Source organism: Pseudoalteromonas sp. APC 3358, from assembly GCF_030408075.1.
Taxonomy (GTDB): domain Bacteria; phylum Pseudomonadota; class Gammaproteobacteria; order Enterobacterales; family Alteromonadaceae; genus Pseudoalteromonas; species Pseudoalteromonas arctica.
Genome location: NZ_JASDCE010000006.1, coordinates 163,434 through 184,059 on the forward strand (window position 1 = coordinate 163,434; position 20,626 = coordinate 184,059).

Below are 20,626 nucleotides of genomic sequence, written 5' to 3' on the forward strand. Positions count from 1 at the left end.
AACTTTACTTGTTGATATACGCGCAAATTAAATATATCTTGATGTACATAAACTTATTATATTCTAATTGAAAGACCAACCCAGCTAGGAGAACAGTTATGCTGACGCGTGTAGAAAAAGCTCAACAAAAATGGGGTGGTAGCCACACAGTAATTGATAAATGGCTAAACGAACGCCAAGACCTTATTGTACTTTATTGCAAAATTGCAGGTTTTACGCCGTACGAAAAACAAGATCAAGCATTGCCAGAGCCAAAACTAATTGAATCATTTTGCCAACTTTTAATGGATTACCTATCTGCGGGCCATTTTGAAGTGTATGACGATATAGCAAAAGCATGTGAAAAAAAGGGCTTACAGAGCCAAGAGCTTGCAAACTCTATTTACCCGCGTATTTCCAGTACAACCGACATAGCGTTAGATTTTAATGATAAGTACGCTGAAGTAGACAAAGAAGACTTGTTAAAGGGTTTTGATGATGACTTGTCTGTTATTGGTGAGGCATTAGAAGCACGCTTTGCACTTGAAGATGAGCTTATTGATAACTTGTTTTCTAATCACGCAAACTAATATGTTATTTACGCATATTAAAAAAGGGACCTAAGGTCCCTTTTTGCATTTACACAATAAACTTATTATTGTGCTGGTGCTTCTTCATTTTGAGTTTCAAGTAATTCAACTTCAAATACAAGTGTTGAATTAGCTGGAATCTTACCTAAGTCACGGTCGCCGTAAGCAAGTTCTGAAGGAATAGTGAACTTGTACTTAGAACCCACTGACATAAGTTGTAAACCTTCAGTCCAACCAGCAATTACGCGGTTAAGAGGGAAAGTTGTAGGTTCGTTACGTGCATATGAGCTGTCAAACTCAGTACCGTCTAATAAAGTACCTTTGTAGTGTACTTTAACTACATCAGTTGCTACTGGCTTTTCGCCATCGCCTTCGCTAAGTACTTCATACTGTAGGCCAGACTCAGTTACTGTAACGCCTTCTTTTTTAGCGTTGTCAGCTAGGTATTTAACACCCGCTTCTTTGCTTTTTTCAGACTCTACTTTTGCTTTTTCTTCTTGCTTAGTACGTACTGATGTATCTAGTTCAGTTAACACTTCGCGAATTTTTTCTTCGTCAATTTTTGCATTACCAGCAAGTGCATCTTCAAAACCACGGATTAGAAGTGCTTGGTCTAGCTCAATACCAATTTCTGTTTTGTCTGCTAGGTCTTTATTTAAAAAGTTACCTACAGATGCACCAATACCGTATGCTTGTTGCTGTTCTACAGTGTCTAATTTAACTTCAGCTTGTTCTTTTTTTGCTTCTTGATTACAAGCTGTAAGCGCTAAAACTGACGCTGCAATCAATGACAATCTAATCGTCTTTTTCATTTTAAATCTCCGACACACTTTGCAGTTGTCATTTTAATGTATTATTACTAGTTAAAGATTAACGGCCCACATGATAGGCTGCTTGTTTAATGACTAAATTCCACATTGTTAGCTAAACTAAAAACATATCCAGTGATTAGACAAACAACCTAGGCATTTAACGCGTCCTAGTCTAACCTCTCAGTCACTAAGAGTTAAGGGGAAATACCTGTAATATGTCGATATTTCGTACTTTTTTAATCGTATTTAGCTGTTTTTTAGCCATCGCCTGTACCGATAAAAAACAACACGCTGTAGCAAGTTACGAACATGCTGCACAAGGTGCGTTTTCATCAACACTTTCAAACGATGGTAAATACAGTTTGATCTCCTCTATCAACCATGGGGTCGCCCTGTGGGATAATCAACAGCAGGTACTAAAATACCAATGGTTTCAGCAGCAAGATCAAGACAGTTTGGTATACGCCGTTGCTATTGCTTTTGATAACAGCGTGGCTGTTACCGCCGAAAAAACCACGTTTGCTGTGTGGGATATAGCCACAGGCAAAAATAAAGGTTATTACAAAATACAAAAAGCCAGTATTCGCGATATTGCTATTAGCAATCAAGGCCGTAGTGTTTTATACGGCCGTAGCGACGGCGTTGTCGTATTTGTAAACCTAGAAACCGGACGTCGTATTGAGTTTTTAGGTCATCAAGATAAAGTTAACACCGTTGACCTATCACCTAACGGACGCTACGCCTTAAGTGGTTCTAACGATTATGTTGCTTACTTTTGGGATACACGTACAGGGCAAGTAATTCATCGTTTTAATCACCCAACGCGTGTTACCCAAGTAACGCTCGATCCACAAGGTCGCTATGCGTTTACGGCCGATAGTATGGCACAAGCAAATGTATGGAAGCTGACTACAGGTGATCTTGTGAGTAAACTGAAGTATATTGCGCGTCAGAAAATTTTTACTGCTGTGCGCTTTAACGAACAAGGCACTTTGCTTGCAACCGGCTCGCCAAATAAGCGCGTAGATTTGTGGCAAATACCAAGCGGTGAAAAAATTCAAACTTGGCAGGTTACCCCGCGCGAAGGCAGTAAGCCTAAATCGGCGGTGGTGCTAGATGTGACATTTACAGATAACGGTAAGTCGTTGTTAACCGAAAGCTCCAGCGGTATCGCAGAGCGATTTATTATACGAGAGAATAATGAACACAATTGAACATCGCTTAATGGAACTTGAAGCCAAGGTGGCTTTTCAAGACGAAACGATTGAAGTCTTAAATGATGAAATAAAAGTGCACCAGCAACTTTTAGCAAAAATGAAACGCCAAACTGAGCTGCTAGCAGAGAAGATTAAAGAGTCGCAGTCATCATCGTCTATGATGTCTGAAGCACCTGAGCCGCCTCCACCGCATTACTAAAACCGGTAAAAATTAGGCAATAAAAAACCGGGTTAGTCGCCCGGTTTAAATACACCAATTACTTGTTCAAATTGGCGAGTAGACGCCTGAACAGCGTTATCGGGTTGCGCCATTTTATGACCACACTCAACACACTCTACTTTTTCAACATCATGTTCTCTGTATAGCATCATAGTATCCATGGCTTTGCAGTCAGGGCACGATGCACCAGCAATAAATCGCTTCTTTTGTCTCACAACATTTTTCCTGTGGTTTGAACTGCTGTCATTTTATCGTATAACTTCACTTGTTGATACGCTTGATAAGAGCATTAAGTTCTATGTTATGATAGCGCCAACTTAACAAGGGCACAGCAAAGTAACGCATTCATGATCCAAATCTCAGAAATAGAACTACTTCGTGGCGGTAAAGCCTTATTAAAAAACGCATCAGCTACATTATTTCCAGAGCACAAAGTAGGCCTTGTTGGCGCTAATGGCTGTGGAAAATCAACGTTATTTGGTTTACTAAAATCAGAACTGCAACTAGATGCCGGTAACTGCAGCATTCCAAAAGATTGGTCTATCGCCTCTGTTAAGCAAGAGACACCTGCACTTGAAATAAGCGCGATTGATTATGTACTTCAAGGCCACCCAGAATACTACGCAATGCGCATAGCACTGCGTGAGGCCGAGAAAAACAACGATGGCGACACACAAGCCAAAGTACATATTCAGCTTGAAAACATTAAAGGCTACAGCATTGAATCAACCGCAGGTGAGCTATTACACGGCTTAGGCTTTGCCAATAACCTTATAGAAAACCCTGTCAGCTCGTTTTCGGGTGGTTGGCGTATGCGTTTAAACCTTGCCCAAGCATTAATACGCGACGCCGATTTACTATTACTTGATGAGCCAACAAACCACCTTGATTTAGATGCCGTTTATTGGCTTGAACGCTTTTTACGTGCTTATACCGGCACCCTTGTACTTATATCGCATGACCGTGAGTTTTTAGATGCGGTGGTTGACCAAATTTGGCATGTAGATAAGCAACTTATCAATGTGTACAAAGGTAACTACTCGCAGTTTGAGCGCCAAAAAGCAGAGCGTTTACTACAACAACAAGCAATGTTTGATAAGCAGCAAGATCAAATTGCACACTTAGAGCAATTTATAACGCGCTTTAAAGCAAAAGCCAGTAAAGCTAAACAAGCACAAAGCCGTGTAAAAGCGCTTGAACGCATGGAAAAACTAGCACCGGCACATGCCGACTCGCCATTTAACTTTGAGTTTGCAGAGCCAAAAGCATTACCAAACCCACTAATGACAATAGATAAAGCCAAAGCGGGTTATGGTGACGTCACCATTTTAAATAATATAGAGCTAAACCTTGTACCAGGTAGCCGAATTGCTTTATTAGGTCGAAATGGCGCGGGTAAATCAACGCTAATTAAACTACTTTCTGGTGATTTAGAGCCGCAAGCGGGCGAAGTTATTCAGCATCACGGATTAAATATTGGTTACTTTGCGCAGCATCAGCTGGAATCCCTTGATTTAAAAGCCAGTGCAATAATGCACTTACAACGCCTCGACCCAAAAGCCACTGAACAATCACTACGTGACTTTTTAGGTGGCTTTGCCTTCATTGGCGATAAAGCACTTGAGCCTGTAGCCCCGTTTTCGGGCGGCGAAAAAGCCCGTTTAGTACTTGCCATGTTGGTATATCAAAAACCAAACTTATTATTACTGGATGAGCCAACCAACCACCTTGATTTAGAGATGCGCCATGCACTTGTTATGGCACTACAAGGCTTTGAAGGCGCTATGGTTACCGTTTCGCATGATCGCCATATGCTTAAAAATACTGCCGATGAGTTTTACTTAGTAGATGACGGCAAAGTAACCCAGTTTGGCTACGACTTAGATGCATATTATCAATGGTTACTTAACGCGAATAAAGAAGCGGTTAAAGCGCAGCAAACCGACGAGCCTAAAGCAAACCCAGGTGTTAACCGTAAGGAACAAAAGCGTTTAGAGGCTGAGTTTAGAAAAGCCACTCAGCCACTTAAAAAGCAAATTGAAAAGCTTGAAAAGCAACTCGATAAATTTACCGCCGAATTAAGTGAAGTTGAAGTGACCTTAGGTGATAACGAACTGTACAACGACGACAACAAAGCCAAGCTTAAAGAGTTATTAGCCAAGCAAGCAACCCTTACGCCTAAACTTAACGACGTTGAAGAAGAGCTACTTATGGCACTTGAAGAAATGGAAGAAAAAGAGCAGGCATTCGCCGATGAACTTGCTCAATAGCGACCATTTTTGGCAGTTTGCGTGCACCTTGTACGCAAAGCCTGATCAACAAACAACCTTGCTGGCGCTACAAAACCAGCAAGGAAAAAACGTTAATTTATGCTTATTACTGCTTTATTTAGATTCATTAAATTTAAGTGTTAATGCCCAACAGTTAAATGAGTTAACGCAAGTAGTTAGTGAATTTGATACTTATGCATTACAGCCTCTGCGCGCTGCTCGTAGCTATTTAAAAGCTAATCAGAATACGATAAGTGATTACACCACAATACGCGCAGAGTTACTAAGCGCTGAGCTAAAGCTTGAAAAACAACAGCAACATATGTTGATTGAAGCAGTAAATGAGTTTGAATTAATCGAGCATGCAGAACCAAACAATATTGAGCTGTATATGAAAGCCACTTAGGCTGCTAGTTTTTATACCCTCTTCTACTGCTCATTCTATTTTCTTTGTGCAAAAAACCTTTAAATAATTTATTCACAAAGAGGTTAAGAGGCGCTTCGCTTTTAGAGGAAAACAAACTAGATTACTTAGGTAAAAATATAAATATTGAGCGGTTTTTTAGCTCAGCATTTTATTACCCAGCCCTAATTTTCTTCTTTTTGCGCAAAGACCTTTAAGTAATTTACTCACAAAGAAGTTAAGAGGCGCTTCGCTTTTAGAGGAAAACAAACTAGATTACTTAGGTAAAAATATAAATATTGAGCAGTTTGTTGCTCTACCCTCATTTACTTCTCATTCTTTTCTCTTTGTGCAAAAAATCTTTAAGTGGTTTACTCAAAAAAGTTTAAAGCGCTACGCTTTTAGGTAAAGTGAAAAACTCTCTTAGCTCTCAGTGGTAATAACTTAGTAGCCTTTAAAGCATGATCTAAATCAACTTAGCTTCACCCCTATATCTGCTTATGTAAATAACTTGATCTCGATCACGTTGCGACCTGCAAACACCGCCTATGATTAACCTATCAACAACGAGGGGAACAACTCATGAACGTATTCTTTAGAGACTTTTTTACAGATCCAGTTTTATTTATGTCTTTTGGGTTTTTAACCATCGTTGTTTCTTTGTGTATATTTTTTGCTTTTTTCTTTTTGAAAAAAATACATGATGCAGAAATCCCCGAACAAAATTAAGCACGACGCACTAAAGCGCCTTATTAGTTTACTAGTTAGGCGCTTTTTATTTTCTGAAGCGAAAAATTTGGTACACTAGCTTTTCGTTTAATACAAAGTGCGTAGTACAAACATGATCTCTCAGTTCAAACCAGCATGGTGGATGACCAATCGTCACGTTCAAACCATAATGCCGCGTTTTTTCCGCCCATTTCACCACACTCGCTACGAACTTGAGCAACTTGATACACCTGATGGTGACTTTATTGAGCTCGCATGGTCACTTCCACATAACGAAACCGCTCCACTTGCCGTTGTTTTACATGGCCTTGAGGGCAATATAAATAGCTTTTATGCCAAAGGCATGATGAAGGCGTTAAAAAAGCAAGGTTATGCAGTTGTGCTTATGCACTTTAGAAATTGCTCAACTGAAGTCAATCGCCTACCTCGCGCTTATCACAGCGGTGACACCGCCGATTTAGCCTTTTTTATAAATCACTTAAAGCTGCAATTTCCTGAGCGCACTATGGTCGCTGTAGGTTTTTCGTTAGGCGGTAACGTACTGGCCAAATACTTAGGTGAACAATCACAAGCATGCCCACTAAGTGCTGCAGCGGTGGTATCTGCTCCTTATGATTTGTCGTCATCAAGCGATGTTATTCGTAAAAGCTTAGGTAAAATTTACCAAAAATATCTGCTCGATCGCATGAAAAAATCAATGCAGCGAAAGCTGCCACAAATTAAGCAGCAAATTTCACTAACACCAAAACAGTTAATGAAAATTGACGATTTATTAGAGTTTGATAATCAGTTAACAGCCCCTCTGCATGGTTTTGAAAATGCACACGATTACTATCGCAAAGCCAGTGCAATGCCGTACTTAAAAGATATCGCTATACCTACACTTATTATTCATGCCAAAGACGACCCTATGCTCTCAATTAAGGCCGTACCAAGTAGGCAAGACGTAAGTGAGCATGTTACGCTGCGCATCTCTGACAAAGGCGGACACGTTGGTTTTATTAGCGGTAAAAATCCGTTTAAGCCTATATTTTGGTTAGAGAAAGCCGTGCCATGCTATTTTGGGCAACATGTTTTAGGCAACGCAAACAAAGAGCAATTATGATTATCCCTTTTGAACAACTCGATAAAGATACACTATACAACCTAATAGAAAGCTATGTACTGCGCGAAGGCACCGATTATGGCGAAGTAGAAGCAAGCATCGAATCTAAAGTTAACCAAGTTAAGCTTCAGCTTAAAAATGGTGAAGCGATGGTGTTTTTCTCTGAATTACATGAGTCAGTTACTATTATTTCTAAGGGCGAATTTAAAGCGCTGCAAAGTGAAGAGCATCAAGCAGAGGCGTTTGATTAAGGTGTAGTACTTGTAACTTTTGAATTGAACGTACACAATGGCTTTTTACCCAAAGAGCCAAAACATGATAAAACTCAGCACTCTAGTGGTAGCCATATCACTAGCTTTAACTAGCCAAGCCCAAGCAGAACAAACAATAACAGCATCTGACAAGGCAATTAAACTCGCTAAAGACACCATTTTAATTGATACCCATATCGACGTACCTTATCGAATTCACGAAAGCTGGGTTGATGTAACTAAAGCGACAACTGATGGCGATTTTGACTACCCTCGCGCTGTAAAAGGCGGTTTAAACGCACCGTTTATGTCAATTTATATTCCTGCGCATTTGGAATTTGAAGGTAAAGGAAAAAGCTACCAGCTAGCCAATCAAATGATTGATAGTATGGAAGCCATAGCCCAGCGCGCACCCGATAAGTTTGCTATTGCTAGCTCAAGTACTGATATAGAAGAGCAATTTAAACAAGGCAAGCTGTCTATAGCGATGGGTATGGAAAACGGCTCTCCTATTGAAGGGGATATGAAAAACCTTCAGCACTTTTACGACCGTGGTATTCGCTACATCACGCTAGCGCACTCGCAAAGCAACCATATTTCGGATTCGTCTTACGATATACGCCGTAAATGGAAAGGCTTAAGCCCATTTGGTAAAGATCTTGTCACTGAAATGAATAATATTGGTATGCTAATCGATGTATCGCATATTTCTGATGATGCGTTTTATCAGGTTATGGATCTATCTAAAACACCCGTAATTGCCTCACATTCATCACTTCGTAAATACACGCCTGGCTTTGAGCGTAATATGAATGACGATATGCTATTGGCACTTAAAGAAAATGGCGGCGTTATTCAAATTAACTTTGGCTCAAGCTTTGTTACCGCTAAAGCAGGCAGTTGGGGCAAGCAGTTAAAAAGCACAAAAGAGTCCGTTAAAAAAGACGGCACTAAATTAAGCAAAGATTTTGATGCTGCGTACCGCGCTAAAAACCCGTATCCATTTGCAAGTCTTGAGCAGGTGCTTGACCATATTGATCACGTAGTTGAGCTAATTGGTATTGATTATGTAGGTATTGGCTCTGATTATGACGGAGTTGGTGATTCATTACCTATCGGTTTAAAAGATGTATCTAGCTACCCTAATCTTGTTCAAGGTTTAATGGACAGAGATTACAGCGACAAAGATATTAAAAAGATTCTTAGCGGTAATTTATTAAGAGTTTTAAAACAAGCTGAAGAGTATGCTAAAAAGCATTAATCGCGAAAGTTAAATAGCAAATCTTTTAGTGCTTATTGAATTTCCTTTAGTGCTTAAGTTCTTTTATGGCTTTTAAAACTGTTTCGTTAATATTTTTATGCAAAGCTTGAAAGTAAATATCAGGGTTATCACTATCTGTGTTAACCCTAAATAATGCTTGAGGTGAAAAGCTCTTAATTTTTTCATTAATTGTTAGTTCTAGTTTTGAATCTGAGTCTTTCGAAATAAAGTCACATACATTAACTAGTTCTTCAGATAGTCTTTCATTTAATATTGATACCCTTGCTTTATCTTTTATTGATGATAGGAGGCAGCTATACTTCTGTTTATATTCTATACGGTCGATAATTGGACTATAGAAGTCTAAAAGGAGGAGTCCAGAATTATTTGTTTTAATGTCTATGTAATCCTTCAATTCATAAAGCTTTAAGCAAAGCTCAGTAGTTAGCTGCAACTTAGAAAGTTTAACTGCCTGTTTAGATGCTTCATGTGACTTAACTGCGACTTTATACGTTACAAAAGCAATAACAGCAGTAATTCCAGCTATAATTAATGTAAGAAGATCAGCAATACTTAATACCATATAAACCCTCTGTAATATTGGTAAATAAATTAATATAAAAAACAGTGATAAGTCCCAGGCAGGATATCTCTTATCTATTTTTTCAAGGTAGTTAAAAAAAGGGTCCAAATTAATTCCTTTTTATTTTATTGCCACAGCTTTACTCTAAAAGCTTCTTTAGGATGCCCAAAGCCGCCTTATTTGGCAAATAATACCACAAAGAACTTTCCCTCGGGTTTCGTAAAACTCCACCCAAGCTACGGCAATAAAGCTATACCTAGGAGCAAATCACTTTTCTCCAGGCATTAAAAAAGGCCACCTGAGTGACCTTTTTCTAACAATTAACTTTAAAGTTAATTATTACGCTACGATAGTTGCTACAACACCAGCACCTACAGTACGACCACCTTCACGGATAGCAAAACGAAGACCTTCATCCATCGCGATTGGTGCGATTAGAGTTACTGTCATCTTGATGTTATCACCAGGCATTACCATTTCTACGCCATCTGGTAACTGTACGTCACCAGTTACGTCAGTTGTACGGAAGTAGAACTGTGGACGGTAACCTTTGAAGAATGGAGTATGACGACCACCTTCATCTTTCGAAAGTACGTATACTTCTGAAGTGAATGTAGTATGTGGGTTGATTGAACCAGGCTTAGCTAGTACTTGACCACGTTCAACGTCTTCACGTTTAGTACCACGTAGAAGTGCGCCGATGTTTTCGCCAGCACGACCTTCGTCTAGAAGCTTACGGAACATTTCAACACCAGTACAAGTAGAACGAGTTGTATCATTGATACCAACAATTTCTACTTCGTCATTGATTCGGATGATACCAGCTTCAACACGACCAGTTACAACTGTACCACGACCCTGGATTGAGAAAACGTCTTCGATAGGCATGATGAATGGCTTATCAATGTCACGCTCTGGCTCTGGGATGTAAGTATCAAGTGCGTTTGCAAGCTCAACAATCTTATCTTCCCACTCTTTCTCGCCTTCTAACGCTTTAAGCGCAGAACCAGCAATTAGAGGTAAGTCATCACCTGGGAAATCGTATTCTGAAAGAAGTTCACGAACTTCCATTTCTACTAGTTCAAGTAGCTCTTCGTCATCTACCATGTCACATTTGTTCATGAACACGATGATGTAAGGAACGCCAACTTGACGAGAAAGAAGGATGTGCTCACGCGTTTGTGGCATAGGGCCATCAGTCGCAGCAACTACTAAGATCGCGCCGTCCATTTGAGCAGCACCAGTGATCATGTTTTTAACATAATCGGCGTGACCAGGACAATCTACGTGTGCGTAGTGACGTGAAGGAGTATCGTATTCAACGTGAGACGTTGAAATAGTGATACCACGTTCGCGCTCTTCAGGAGCGTTGTCGATTGATGCGAAATCTTTAGCAACACCGCCGTATACTTTTGCAAGTACGTTAGTGATTGCTGCAGTTAGTGTAGTTTTACCGTGGTCAACGTGGCCGATTGTACCAACGTTTACGTGCGGTTTTACGCGTTCAAACTTTTCTTTTGCCATGACGGAACCTATCAGTTTTGTGTATCTAAATTACATATGAAAATAATCCACCAGAGGTAGATTAAGTTAATTTTTTCAAATAGTATTTTCTGACAGATAAAGGAAGTAATCAAGGAGATTCTTAGGACTGGTGCTGATAGGCAGAGTCGAACTGCCGACCTCACCCTTACCAAGGGTGCGCTCTACCAACTGAGCTATATCAGCAACACAAGAACTGGAGCGGGCAGCGGGAATCGAACCCGCATCATCAGCTTGGAAGGCTGAGGTAATAGCCATTATACGATGCCCGCATAAAAATCTGTTCTTAAACTACCTCTAACCGTCAAGAATAAAGTGGTGGAGGGAGCTGGATTCGAACCAGCGAAGGCTGAGCCGTCAGATTTACAGTCTGATCCCTTTGGCCGCTCGGGAACCCCTCCACGATAATTCTCTACTAATTCACTTCCGGTAAAAGGAAAGTGGTGCCGACTAACCGAGTCGAACGGTTGACCTACTGATTACAAGTCAGTTGCTCTACCAGCTGAGCTAAGTCGGCACTGCTTTAGTACGGGGCGAGATATTAGAGTAAGGTTTATTGGGATGCAACAATAAAATTAAAAAAAGTGTAAATTTTTAGTTTAAATGCTCAATATTCACGCGAAAACGCGTTTTTTGCACTTTTTTATACTATTTCGGTTAATTCGTACCAATAATTCAATCCCTTCATTACGAGCAATGAATCAAAAATACTTCCTGCAAATTGCTGCTGCAATAGTGAGCCATAGCCACCAGCAAAAATAATTTGTGTTGCTTGTTCTGTTTTTTGAGCCGTTAAATTCAGCTTAGCTTGCTCAATTGCCCCGATGGTTGCCACTAAGGCACCGTTTTTTAAACCATTTGGCGTGTTTTTACCCAATTCATTAGTAAACGGTGTTTTACCGTCATCAAAAACACGCTGAGTATTTTGTGTGAGTGATGAGGTCATTAAATCAAGGCCAGGTAAAATCCAGCCACCCAAATGTAGGCCTTCACTATCAAGCACATCAATTGTTGTCGCAGTACCCGCATCAACAACAATACATGCTTTATTTGGATATAACGTAAAGCCTGCAATAAGCGCAAGCCACCTGTCTATGCCTAAGTTACCCACATGCTCGTAAGCGCATACAAGATCTCCGAGCGTTTTGGTTACCTTGGCTTCAAAGCAAGTAATATTATTGCTAGCCGCTTGCGCAAGAATATCGTTTAGTAAATCACTGCGCCCTACGCACGCATAAATCACTTCGGTTATTTGCAACCAAGGTAGGTTATTTATATCTGCTGGTTGTGCTTGCTCGTTATGCCACAGCACAGCTTTTAGTGATGTATTTCCTACGTCGATCAGTAATCTCATACTTGCGCCTTTCTGAGGGAGACTTCCCCACCGTAATAACTTTTTACTTCACCATCTTGGCGAATTCGTATTCCACCTTGTGGGTCAATACCTTCGCATATTCCACGCCAGCTTCGGTGTCCTGTATTTAGCTCAACATAATCGCCAGCAAACGCATTAAGCGAATTCCATTGCTCATACATAGTTTGTAAACCAGTTTGACGATACTTCACTAAACGCTGCTCTAAATGATAAGTAAGTGACGCCACCAGCTGGTTTTTATCAAGCTTTTGAGTATGTTGATTTAAGTCGGTCCACGCTTGGTCTATATGTTGGCTAAAACTCTCAGGCATTTGTAAATTAATACCTATACCAATCACTAACTGACAAGGTCCTTGCGGTTGACCATCTAATTCAACCAATACACCTGCAAGTTTTTGTTTATTTATATAAATATCGTTAGGCCATTTAAGCTCTACGTCAATTTGATATAACGCTTTAATTGCATCATAAACAGCAAGGCCTACCGCAATTGATACACCCATTGCAGCTTGAAGCCCGTCATCTAAACGCCAAAAGTAACTGTAATACAAATTAGCGCCAAATGGGGATTGCCAAACACGGCCGCGTCGGCCACGCCCTGCTTGCTGCATTTCAGCAACAATAACAGTGCCAGACTCAAGCGCTGTTTTAGCCTGTATACGGCGCATAAGCTCGCTGTTGGTCGAATCAATAATAGGGTGCACTTCTACATCGGCAGTATTAGCACCTAGCGCTTTGTAGTGCTGATCAATTTGCGTTTTATTTAAAAGGCCCACTTGGTTATTTAAGCTATAGCCTTTGCCAGTCACTTTAAAAATGTCCAAGCCCATTTCTTGTAACGTTTTGATATGTTTACTCACCGCAGCTCGGCTAATTCCTAGCTTTTCACCCAAGGCTTGGCCAGATACAAAGCCCCCTTGGTTAAGTGCATTTAAAATAGCGAGTTTGTTTCCATCAGGTGCTTTCATTGCTCAGGCTCCGCGTTAATATGGCATTCGCTACGCGCATCTATTAAACGCACTTCGTGCTCTAACATAATGCTGTAACGCGTATAAACCACTTGCTGAATGTGTTTAATCATTCTTATTAGGTCAATACCTTCACTATTTCCGTGATTAACAAGTACTAATGCTTGTTGTTGATGCACTTCTATACCGGCCTCGCGGTGCCCTTTTAAACCACTTTGATCGATTAGCCAACCTGCCGCGACCTTGTGATGACTTTGCCCATATTCGTAATGAGGTAAATCCGCAAATTGCTTTAATAGTTCAGCTAACTGCTGGTTGGTTATTATTGGGTTTTTAAAAAAGCTACCCGCATTGGCAAGTGTATATGGGTTAGGTAATTTGCTATTGCGCGTTTTTATAACCTGATCGAATACTGCTTGCGGAGTAATAATATCTAGCTGCTGCAAAGGGCCATAACTTAATACTGGTTGCCATTTTTTTGGGAGCGCTAAATGCACTTGCGTGATCACTGCTTTATTTTTGAGAGCATTTTTAAATATTGAGTCTCTGTAAGCAAATTCACATTGCTCGTTATTCAATGAATGCATAGTTTTAGTGGTTATATCAAAGTACTCTACCAACTCAACAAATTTAGCTATCTCAACGCCATAAGCACCAATATTTTGTACCGGCGATGCGCCAACAGTGCCCGGTATAAGTGCTAGATTTTCAAGCCCGGGTATATTTTCCTTTAATAAATAACTGACTAGTTGATGCCAGTTTTCGCCTGCAGCAATACTTATTAGTGTGTCGCTCTCACGCTCGGTGATTTTAATACCTTTTAAGGCTATTTTTATAACCGTACCCATGTAGTCATTTAAAAATACGGTATTACTGCCCTCGCCTAGCAAACAAAACGGTGCACTAAAACTTTGCGTTTTAAGTTGCTCAAGCTGAGTAATTTCAACAAAATTTTGGCATTGGCTGTTTAATGCGAATGTATGTAAGGAGTGTAATGAATGCGCCACAAAGCTCTCTAAAAATACCGGTAACTAATCGCAATAGTTTACCTCATCGTCGCAAATGTGGCACTAGATTGTAAAAATCACTCAACCCACCGTGTCAATCGTGATATAAAACCAGCACTTTTTTATTTGTGTTCAGAGTAATGATGAAAATTAAACCTCTTTTTTTAAGCCTCGCTATGGCGGGTATGTGTTCGCAAGCAATGGCTAATGCGATTGACCAAAACTCGTATGCTAACCTTGATGATGTTGTTACTACTCACTTAAACCTTGATTTAGATGTCGACTTTGCCGACAAGCAGTTAGAAGGTTTTGTGGAGCATACTCTTCAGTGGAACAACAGCAAAAGTAGAACTCTCGTACTTGATACCCGCGACTTAGACATTGATAAAGTAATGTACAAAGATCAAAGTGGTAACTGGAAAAAGGCGACTTTTGATTTAGCTAAGCGAGATGACGTTAAAGGTTCAAAGCTTACTATTGTGTTTAAAAACCAAGCTGAATTAGTTCGTATTTACTACAACAGTCGTCCAGAAGCATCTGGCCTGCAATGGTTAACACCAGAGCAAACGGCAAGTAAAACGCATCCATTTATGTACAGCCAATCGCAAGCAATTCATGCACGTAGTTGGATCCCAGTGCAAGATACACCCGCAATGCGTGTAACTTACTCTGCACGAATTCATACACCAAAAGATATACGTGCTGTAATGAGTGCCGACAACAAAGATGCGCTTTATAAAGATGGTGACTACATTTTTGATATGCCACAAGCAATTTCACCTTACCTAATTGCTATTGGTGCAGGTAACTTAGAATTTAAAGCAATGTCGCACCAAACGGGCATATTTGCTGAGCCTACAATTTTAGATGCCTCAGTTGCTGAATTTGACGACACCCAAGCCATGATCGACAAAACAAACGCTATGTACGGCGAATATGCATGGGGTCGCTACGACTTATTAATGCTACCGCCAAGTTTTCCGTTTGGTGGCATGGAAAACCCACGCTTGTCATTTATAACCCCAACGGTTGTTGCCGGTGATAAAAGCTTAGTTAACCTTATTGCCCATGAGCTTGCTCATTCTTGGTCAGGTAACTTAGTAACTAACGCAACGTGGGAAGATTTATGGTTAAACGAAGGTTTTACCTCGTACGTTGAAAACCGCATTATGGAAGAAGTATTTGGTCGTGACCGTGCGGTTATGGAACAAGCACTTGATTCAGCATCTTTACGCGCACAAATTAAAACAATTGATGCACCAGATACACGCCTTAATTTAAAACTTAATGGCCGCGACCCAGACGATGCGTTTAGCTCAGTGCCTTACACTAAAGGTCAGTTATTTTTAATCTATCTAGAAAACAAATATGGCCGCGATAAGTTTGACCCGTTCGTAAAAGCGTACTTTAAAGAGTTTTCGTTTAAATCACTTACTACCGCGCAATTTGTTACTTACTTAAAAGCTAACTTAATTGAGAAGTACCCTGGTGTTGTAAGTATGGATAAAGTAAACGAATGGATTTTTGAGCCTGGCTTACCAAGTGATGCGCCAAACCCTACGTCTGATGCATTTGATAAAGTAGATACTGCTACAGCAGCATGGTTGAAAGGCGACACAACAGCAGCTCAACTACCAACGGCTGATTGGTCTGTGCATGAGTGGCTACACTTTTTAAATAACTTACCACGCGATTTAAGCATAGAGAAAATGAGCGAGCTTGATAGTGAATTTAACCTAACGCAATCAACTAACGCTGAACGTGCGTTTGCTTGGTTTATGCTAGCAGTAGGTAATGGTTATCAACCAATTTATCCTGCGCTTAATAAGCACTTATCAGGTATTGGCCGTCGTAAGTTAATTGTGCCGTTATATAAATCACTTATCACTAACGGTAAAAAAGACTGGGCACAAAGCGTGTACTTAAAAGCACGCCCTGGGTATCACCCTCTTGCGCAAGGTACTATTGACGCATTATTTGAATAAATAGTGTTAACTAGACACTAAAAAGGGCCAAATTTGGCCCTTTTTGTTTTTCTGTTATTTTACTTTGTTACTTTTTCTAAAAAAGCTTTACGCTCTGTAGTTGTGGCTTGTTGCCACCAAAAATCAAGCATTTGCGGCGCACTTGGCATGCCTTTACCTGTAATTGGTGCTATCGGCTTTATTGGCTGACTAGGACGTGAAGGTCCTGCAGGCATTGTATTTTGCATTACCGGTTTATTGCTTGCTAGCTGCGTGTTAGAAATAACACTTAAAGGCTTAGCAACAGCGCTACTTTTTGCTTTTAAACTAACTTGTGGTGCTTCTGCAAATACTTTTGCAGATACTGCATTTTCAGCACGATTAAACACTAAGGTATAATCTTTACCTGCTTCAACAGTTACACTTACCCAAAATGGTTCCGACTCCACAACTTCATGCGTGTCATAATCATCTTCATATAAATCGGTGTACTTTAGCCTAAGCTGATAAGTTCCGGGGGCAAGCTCTACATCATCAATACGACTAAACAAAGAGCTTTCTAGCATTTTATCGCCCACTTGCAGTGGTACAAATTCTTCTGGAAAGTGAATATTCTCAGCATTAGCCGAAAAACTAAGTAGTAATGCAACTGCACTACTTATTAAAATTGGTTTAAGCATATTAACTCCTTTATTTGATTTCAGTTTGACACTGCTTTGAAAGTTTGTCATTAGTGAGCTTAAAATTCACAACTCTTAATTAGGAACACACTATGAGCCAAGAAACTATTTTTACCAAAATCATTAATCGTGAAATTCCAGCAGATATTATTTACGAAGATGAAAACACTCTCGCATTTAAAGATATAAACCCACAAGCGCCATTTCATGTGTTAATTATCCCAAAAAAAGCAATTGCTACTATAAATGATATAAATCCTGAAAACTCACATTTAGTAGGCAACTTATACGTAGTTGCAGCTAAATTAGCTAAGCAACATAATTTTGCTGAGGACGGATACCGCGTAGTTATGAACTGTAACGAACATGGTGGGCAAACTGTTTATCACATACATTTACACATGCTTGGCGGTAAAGAAATGGGCTGGCCACCTTATCAAAATGTAAAAAAAGTAAAATAATTAAAAGTTTTTATTAAATTGTTCCACTCAATTAATTAGTTACAAATGTTATGATTTTTCATAGTTATAAAGAATAAATAGTTACTTATTTGCAACATTTTGTGTTTAAATAATCGTAATATCGTATTTGTTATTGAGTACATCAGCGATTTTCTAATACAAAAGGTGTGGAAGTCGTGGTAAACTTAGTCAGTCAGCTTTATAAAAGAGTATAAAAAACATGAGCAGTTCAGCCTTTTTGTTATTAGATCAAGAGCCAATTAACACTATTGGTATTAACGTTTTAGAACCTTTGTTAAAAACGCAAGGCCTTGACGTAACCACAGGTACTAATATTTTAGACATACCTGAAGGGACTCGACTTTTGTTTATTGAAACATCAAGCAAGGATGCATGGGGAAAACTAAAAGAACAACTAGTAAACCTACGTATTAAATGCGATATCATATTATTTAATTTAGACGAAAACCCTGAACTTGCTAATCGTGCATTGTTAAGCGGTATTCGTGGCGTATTTTACACAACAGATAACGCCGATGTATTAATGAAAGGTATTCGCTTACTACTTGAAGATCAACTTTGGTACCGTCGCGATATTATGTGTAATGCATTAAATCGTATGCTGCAATTTAATAAAGATGCGCTGCATAAACTAACCGAAGGGGATATTGAGCCTGTTAAACTTACTAAGCGAGAAAAAGCAATAATCTCACTAATGAGTAAAGGTTCGAAAAATAAAGAAATCGCAGAAGATTTAAGTATCAGTCCACACACAGTTAAAACACATTTATACAGCGCATTTAGAAAAACCAAATGTCGTAACCGTATTGAACTTCTATCGTGGGCACAACAAAATATCCCTGATGAAATTCGTTAATCAAATATTTAGTTTAAATTTAAAAGCAGACACTTAGGTGTCTGTTTTTGTATGTGCTATATACTTATCTAATAACAATTAGCTTAATTAAGTAATCTGTTTTGAGGATTGGTATAAGTGTATACTTTTGATAACTTTAGTTTAATAGCTACTTTGCTGGAATATTAATGCTCGACTCCTTCACTCTTTATTTTGCCAGCATCGCCATCATGGTCGTAATGACCTTACTTAACTTTTTGACATGGCGAACAAACAAACAAATATCGGGCACGCTGCTATACATTTTCTATCCCATATTGCTATTAGGCTCTGTTATTGGCTTTACTCTTGTTGGTGATACACATAATTTAGTAATTATTAGCGCTGCCAGTAGCATGATGTTTGCCGCATCAATAGTGCACTGCCTTTCACTTAGTCAGTTTTTAAATTATCGCGGTATTGGTTTTAAATTACTCTGCTCAATGACCGCTTTTTGCACTGTAATGCTTGGCTATTACACCTTTTTTGACCCATCTTTACACGAAAGAGTGATTGCATCCGATATACAACACATAGCAGAAGCCGGTTTTTTACTGTTTATATTTATTAAGTGTGCACGCAAACCCTATCCTAATGGCAGTATTGTATACATAACCATTTTAACGCTTGTTGCTTTAAGCTTTATTGGCCGCTCGTTATTTATGGATAACATTGAACAAAAAAATCTTTTAGTAAACGGCTGGTTTAGCTCTTTGCTATTTTTAAATGGCGTGATTGCACCCATGTTTTATGCTGCAGGTATGGCGTTATTATGTAATGAGCGCAGAGAGCAGCACCTCAATAAATTAGCCGATAAAGCACAAAAAGATTTAGAAATACGCGGGCTCTTTTTATCAACTATAAGCCACGAAATTCGCACCCCGCTAAACGGTATTTTAGGCAGCGCCCAACTTGTTATGAACCAAACAAGTGATACCCGCAATAAAGCCTATTGCGAAGCGATTATAAATTCTGCCGAATCACTTAACTTATTGGTAGATAAGGTCCTTGATTACGCGAGCCTAGATCAAAGTGACGAAGCGCTTTACGAAGAAGATGTAGAGTTTAAAACATGGCTTAATAATTTATGTTTATTACTCAGTCCTCTCGCCGAGCAAAAGCAACTCAAGTTTGAACTAATATGTAATATTCCTGAGCAAGCCTGTTATTACTGCGACCAGCAAAAACTTAGGCAAATAATTATTAATTTAGTAGGTAATGCCATTAAGTTTACAGACCACGGAACCGTTAAAATTCAGGTTGATTTAGTATTAGAAAAACAACTTGAGCACACTATAAAAATTAGTGTCAAAGATTCAGGGCCAGGTATAGAAAATGATGAGATAGCCTACTTAACAGAACCTTATGTACAAAGTAGTGCAGGAAAAGAGAAAGGCGGAACCGGCCTTGGTTTAGCTATTACCAGTCGCCTGCTTGAAAAGCTCAGTAGCCGACTCGAAATAGCCAGCCAGCTTGGTACTGGTAGTGTATTTAGCTTTACCGTTACTTTTACTTTAGGTGAATTAAGCCTTGTAGAGCAGCGCCATCAAACTAAAGATTACTTAACAGGTCTTGATGTACTACTGGTTGAAGATTTAGATTTAAATCAAAAAATTGCTATAGAATTTATGGCCGACGATGAACACAAAATTAAGCTCGCAAAAGATGGGAAAAGCGCCATAGAGCTCATGCAAGCTCACCACTTCGATGTTGTTTTGCTTGATATGAACCTACCTGATTTAACAGGCCAAGAAGTACTAAAACGTCTAAAACGCATTGATCATAAAAATCAACGAACTCCAGTACTCGCATTTACTGCAAGCCTTAGCCCTGACGAAGTAAAAGAGTATTTAGAATTAGGAATAAAAGACATTGTAGGCAAGCCTATTAAGCACGAAAAGCTTCGCCAAGCACTTAGCGACTCTCAATCTAATCAAACTGCGAGTATTGCAGTAGAGCTTATTGATACGTTGTATGACAAAACAGCGGCCGAAACACTCACCAGCTCGTTTAGTGAAGATGAAGTATCGTCGATTTATAATGAGTTTGTGCTTTCGGCGCGTAACAAGCTAATTCGCTGTCAAAAGCTTATTGATCAACAACCAGAGCAATGCATTAAGCTTTTACATCGCCAAGCAAGTACCGCTCTGCAACTTGGTTTTAATCGCTATGGTATTGAGCTGAAAAAAATAGAACGTCGTTTACTCGATAAAAAGCCACACAACGATATGCTTGATGAAGCGTTAGATCTGTGGCAACGAAGCTTAGAGCAATATTTAAAGTTTGTGCGTGGGCAGTTAGAGTAATAGTGTAT

The 20,626-nt window shown here is 39.5% G+C and carries 20 protein-coding genes and 4 tRNA genes; 12 read left to right on the forward strand and 12 right to left on the reverse strand.

Translation table 11 applies throughout. From position 1 onward, the window contains the following. The first annotated feature begins 98 nt into the window (after window positions 1–98). A complete protein-coding gene (locus tag QL995_RS11555) occupies window positions 99–569 on the forward strand; it encodes an Rsd/AlgQ family anti-sigma factor (RefSeq protein WP_007582240.1) in 471 nt (156 codons plus the stop codon). 65 nt (window positions 570–634) lie between these two features. Here the strand turns inward: QL995_RS11555 and fkpA are convergent, their stop codons facing one another. Then, window positions 635–1,381 carry an FKBP-type peptidyl-prolyl cis-trans isomerase gene (fkpA, locus tag QL995_RS11560; RefSeq protein WP_290294214.1) on the reverse strand — a complete coding sequence of 249 codons (747 nt, stop codon included), beginning with the start codon at window positions 1,379–1,381 and terminating at the stop codon, window positions 635–637. A 215-nt stretch (window positions 1,382–1,596) separates the two neighbouring features. Between fkpA and QL995_RS11565 the strand changes: the two genes are divergently transcribed. Next, on the forward strand, window positions 1,597–2,595 hold the full coding sequence (locus tag QL995_RS11565) for a hypothetical protein (RefSeq protein WP_101162983.1): 999 nt from the start codon (window positions 1,597–1,599) through the stop codon (window positions 2,593–2,595). Next, window positions 2,582–2,797, forward strand: a complete 216-nt coding sequence (locus QL995_RS11570; RefSeq protein WP_007378900.1) for a SlyX family protein — start codon at window positions 2,582–2,584, stop codon at window positions 2,795–2,797. Before QL995_RS11565 ends, QL995_RS11570 begins: the two co-directional genes overlap by 14 nt. 32 nt (window positions 2,798–2,829) lie before the next feature. On the opposite strand, the gene QL995_RS11575 is transcribed toward QL995_RS11570, so the two are convergent. Continuing rightward, window positions 2,830–3,033, reverse strand: a complete 204-nt coding sequence (locus tag QL995_RS11575; RefSeq protein ID WP_007378899.1) for a YheV family putative zinc ribbon protein — start codon at window positions 3,031–3,033, stop codon at window positions 2,830–2,832. Window positions 3,034–3,165: 132 nt separating this feature from the next. On the opposite strand from QL995_RS11575, the gene QL995_RS11580 reads away from it, so the two are divergent. The 5 genes from QL995_RS11580 (at window position 3,166) to QL995_RS11600 (ending at window position 8,837) form a co-directional block, all read left to right on the forward strand. Continuing rightward, entirely contained in the window at window positions 3,166–5,088 is a 1,923-nt protein-coding gene (locus QL995_RS11580) for an ATP-binding cassette domain-containing protein (protein WP_290294215.1), read from the forward strand. Then, entirely contained in the window at window positions 5,072–5,494 is a 423-nt protein-coding gene (locus QL995_RS11585) for a TIGR02444 family protein (protein WP_290294216.1), read from the forward strand. The genes QL995_RS11580 and QL995_RS11585 overlap by 17 nt, the downstream gene beginning before the upstream one ends. Before the next feature lie 838 nt (window positions 5,495–6,332). Beyond that, the gene (locus tag QL995_RS11590) at window positions 6,333–7,325 is read left to right on the forward strand and encodes a hydrolase (RefSeq protein ID WP_007582255.1); all 993 of its coding nucleotides are present in this window, start codon (window positions 6,333–6,335) and stop codon (window positions 7,323–7,325) included. Continuing rightward, entirely contained in the window at window positions 7,322–7,576 is a 255-nt protein-coding gene (locus tag QL995_RS11595; protein WP_007582257.1) for a YheU family protein, read from the forward strand. The genes QL995_RS11590 and QL995_RS11595 overlap by 4 nt, the downstream gene beginning before the upstream one ends. 64 nt (window positions 7,577–7,640) lie before the next feature. Continuing rightward, window positions 7,641–8,837, forward strand: coding sequence for a dipeptidase (locus QL995_RS11600; protein WP_290294217.1), 1,197 nt, complete (start codon window positions 7,641–7,643; stop codon window positions 8,835–8,837). 46 nt (window positions 8,838–8,883) lie between these two features. On the opposite strand, the gene QL995_RS11605 is transcribed toward QL995_RS11600, so the two are convergent. The 9 genes from QL995_RS11605 to murB form a co-directional block, all read right to left on the reverse strand. Further along, a complete protein-coding gene (locus QL995_RS11605; protein ID WP_290294219.1) occupies window positions 8,884–9,528 on the reverse strand; it encodes a hypothetical protein in 645 nt (214 codons plus the stop codon). A gap of 231 nt (window positions 9,529–9,759) precedes the next feature. Continuing rightward, window positions 9,760–10,944: an elongation factor Tu gene (gene tuf, locus QL995_RS11610; RefSeq protein ID WP_024589451.1), complete on the reverse strand. Its 1,185-nt coding sequence runs from the start codon at window positions 10,942–10,944 to the stop codon at window positions 9,760–9,762. 128 nt (window positions 10,945–11,072) lie between these two features. Beyond that, window positions 11,073–11,148 (reverse strand) — tRNA-Thr (locus QL995_RS11615). A gap of 11 nt (window positions 11,149–11,159) precedes the next feature. Then, window positions 11,160–11,234: transfer RNA gene (locus tag QL995_RS11620), tRNA-Gly, on the reverse strand. A 44-nt stretch (window positions 11,235–11,278) separates the two neighbouring features. Beyond that, a tRNA-Tyr gene (locus QL995_RS11625) sits at window positions 11,279–11,363 on the reverse strand. Window positions 11,364–11,403: 40 nt separating this feature from the next. Further along, window positions 11,404–11,479: transfer RNA gene (locus QL995_RS11630), tRNA-Thr, on the reverse strand. A gap of 126 nt (window positions 11,480–11,605) precedes the next feature. After that, window positions 11,606–12,316, reverse strand: a complete 711-nt coding sequence (locus QL995_RS11635; RefSeq protein ID WP_290294220.1) for a type III pantothenate kinase — start codon at window positions 12,314–12,316, stop codon at window positions 11,606–11,608. Further along, window positions 12,313–13,305, reverse strand: a complete 993-nt coding sequence (gene birA / locus QL995_RS11640) for a bifunctional biotin--[acetyl-CoA-carboxylase] ligase/biotin operon repressor BirA (RefSeq protein ID WP_290294221.1) — start codon at window positions 13,303–13,305, stop codon at window positions 12,313–12,315. Before birA ends, QL995_RS11635 begins: the two co-directional genes overlap by 4 nt. Then, window positions 13,302–14,312 carry a UDP-N-acetylmuramate dehydrogenase gene (gene murB, locus QL995_RS11645; protein WP_169061283.1) on the reverse strand — a complete coding sequence of 337 codons (1,011 nt, stop codon included), beginning with the start codon at window positions 14,310–14,312 and terminating at the stop codon, window positions 13,302–13,304. The genes birA and murB overlap by 4 nt, the downstream gene beginning before the upstream one ends. A 143-nt stretch (window positions 14,313–14,455) precedes the next feature. On the opposite strand from murB, the gene QL995_RS11650 reads away from it, so the two are divergent. Then, on the forward strand, window positions 14,456–16,297 hold the full coding sequence (locus tag QL995_RS11650; protein ID WP_165729507.1) for a M1 family metallopeptidase: 1,842 nt from the start codon (window positions 14,456–14,458) through the stop codon (window positions 16,295–16,297). Window positions 16,298–16,356: 59 nt separating this feature from the next. Here QL995_RS11650 and QL995_RS11655 read toward each other — a convergent pair whose 3' ends face one another. Next, on the reverse strand, window positions 16,357–16,956 hold the full coding sequence (locus tag QL995_RS11655; RefSeq protein ID WP_282115063.1) for a DUF2057 domain-containing protein: 600 nt from the start codon (window positions 16,954–16,956) through the stop codon (window positions 16,357–16,359). Window positions 16,957–17,048: 92 nt separating this feature from the next. On the opposite strand from QL995_RS11655, the gene QL995_RS11660 reads away from it, so the two are divergent. From QL995_RS11660 to QL995_RS11670, 3 genes are all read left to right on the forward strand, one after another. Next, window positions 17,049–17,417: a histidine triad nucleotide-binding protein gene (locus QL995_RS11660; RefSeq protein ID WP_007579887.1), complete on the forward strand. Its 369-nt coding sequence runs from the start codon at window positions 17,049–17,051 to the stop codon at window positions 17,415–17,417. Between the two features lie 220 nt (window positions 17,418–17,637). Beyond that, entirely contained in the window at window positions 17,638–18,294 is a 657-nt protein-coding gene (locus tag QL995_RS11665) for a response regulator transcription factor (protein WP_004334929.1), read from the forward strand. Between the two features lie 167 nt (window positions 18,295–18,461). Continuing rightward, a complete protein-coding gene (locus QL995_RS11670) occupies window positions 18,462–20,618 on the forward strand; it encodes a response regulator (RefSeq protein WP_290294223.1) in 2,157 nt (718 codons plus the stop codon). The last annotated feature ends 8 nt before the right edge of the window (window positions 20,619–20,626 follow it).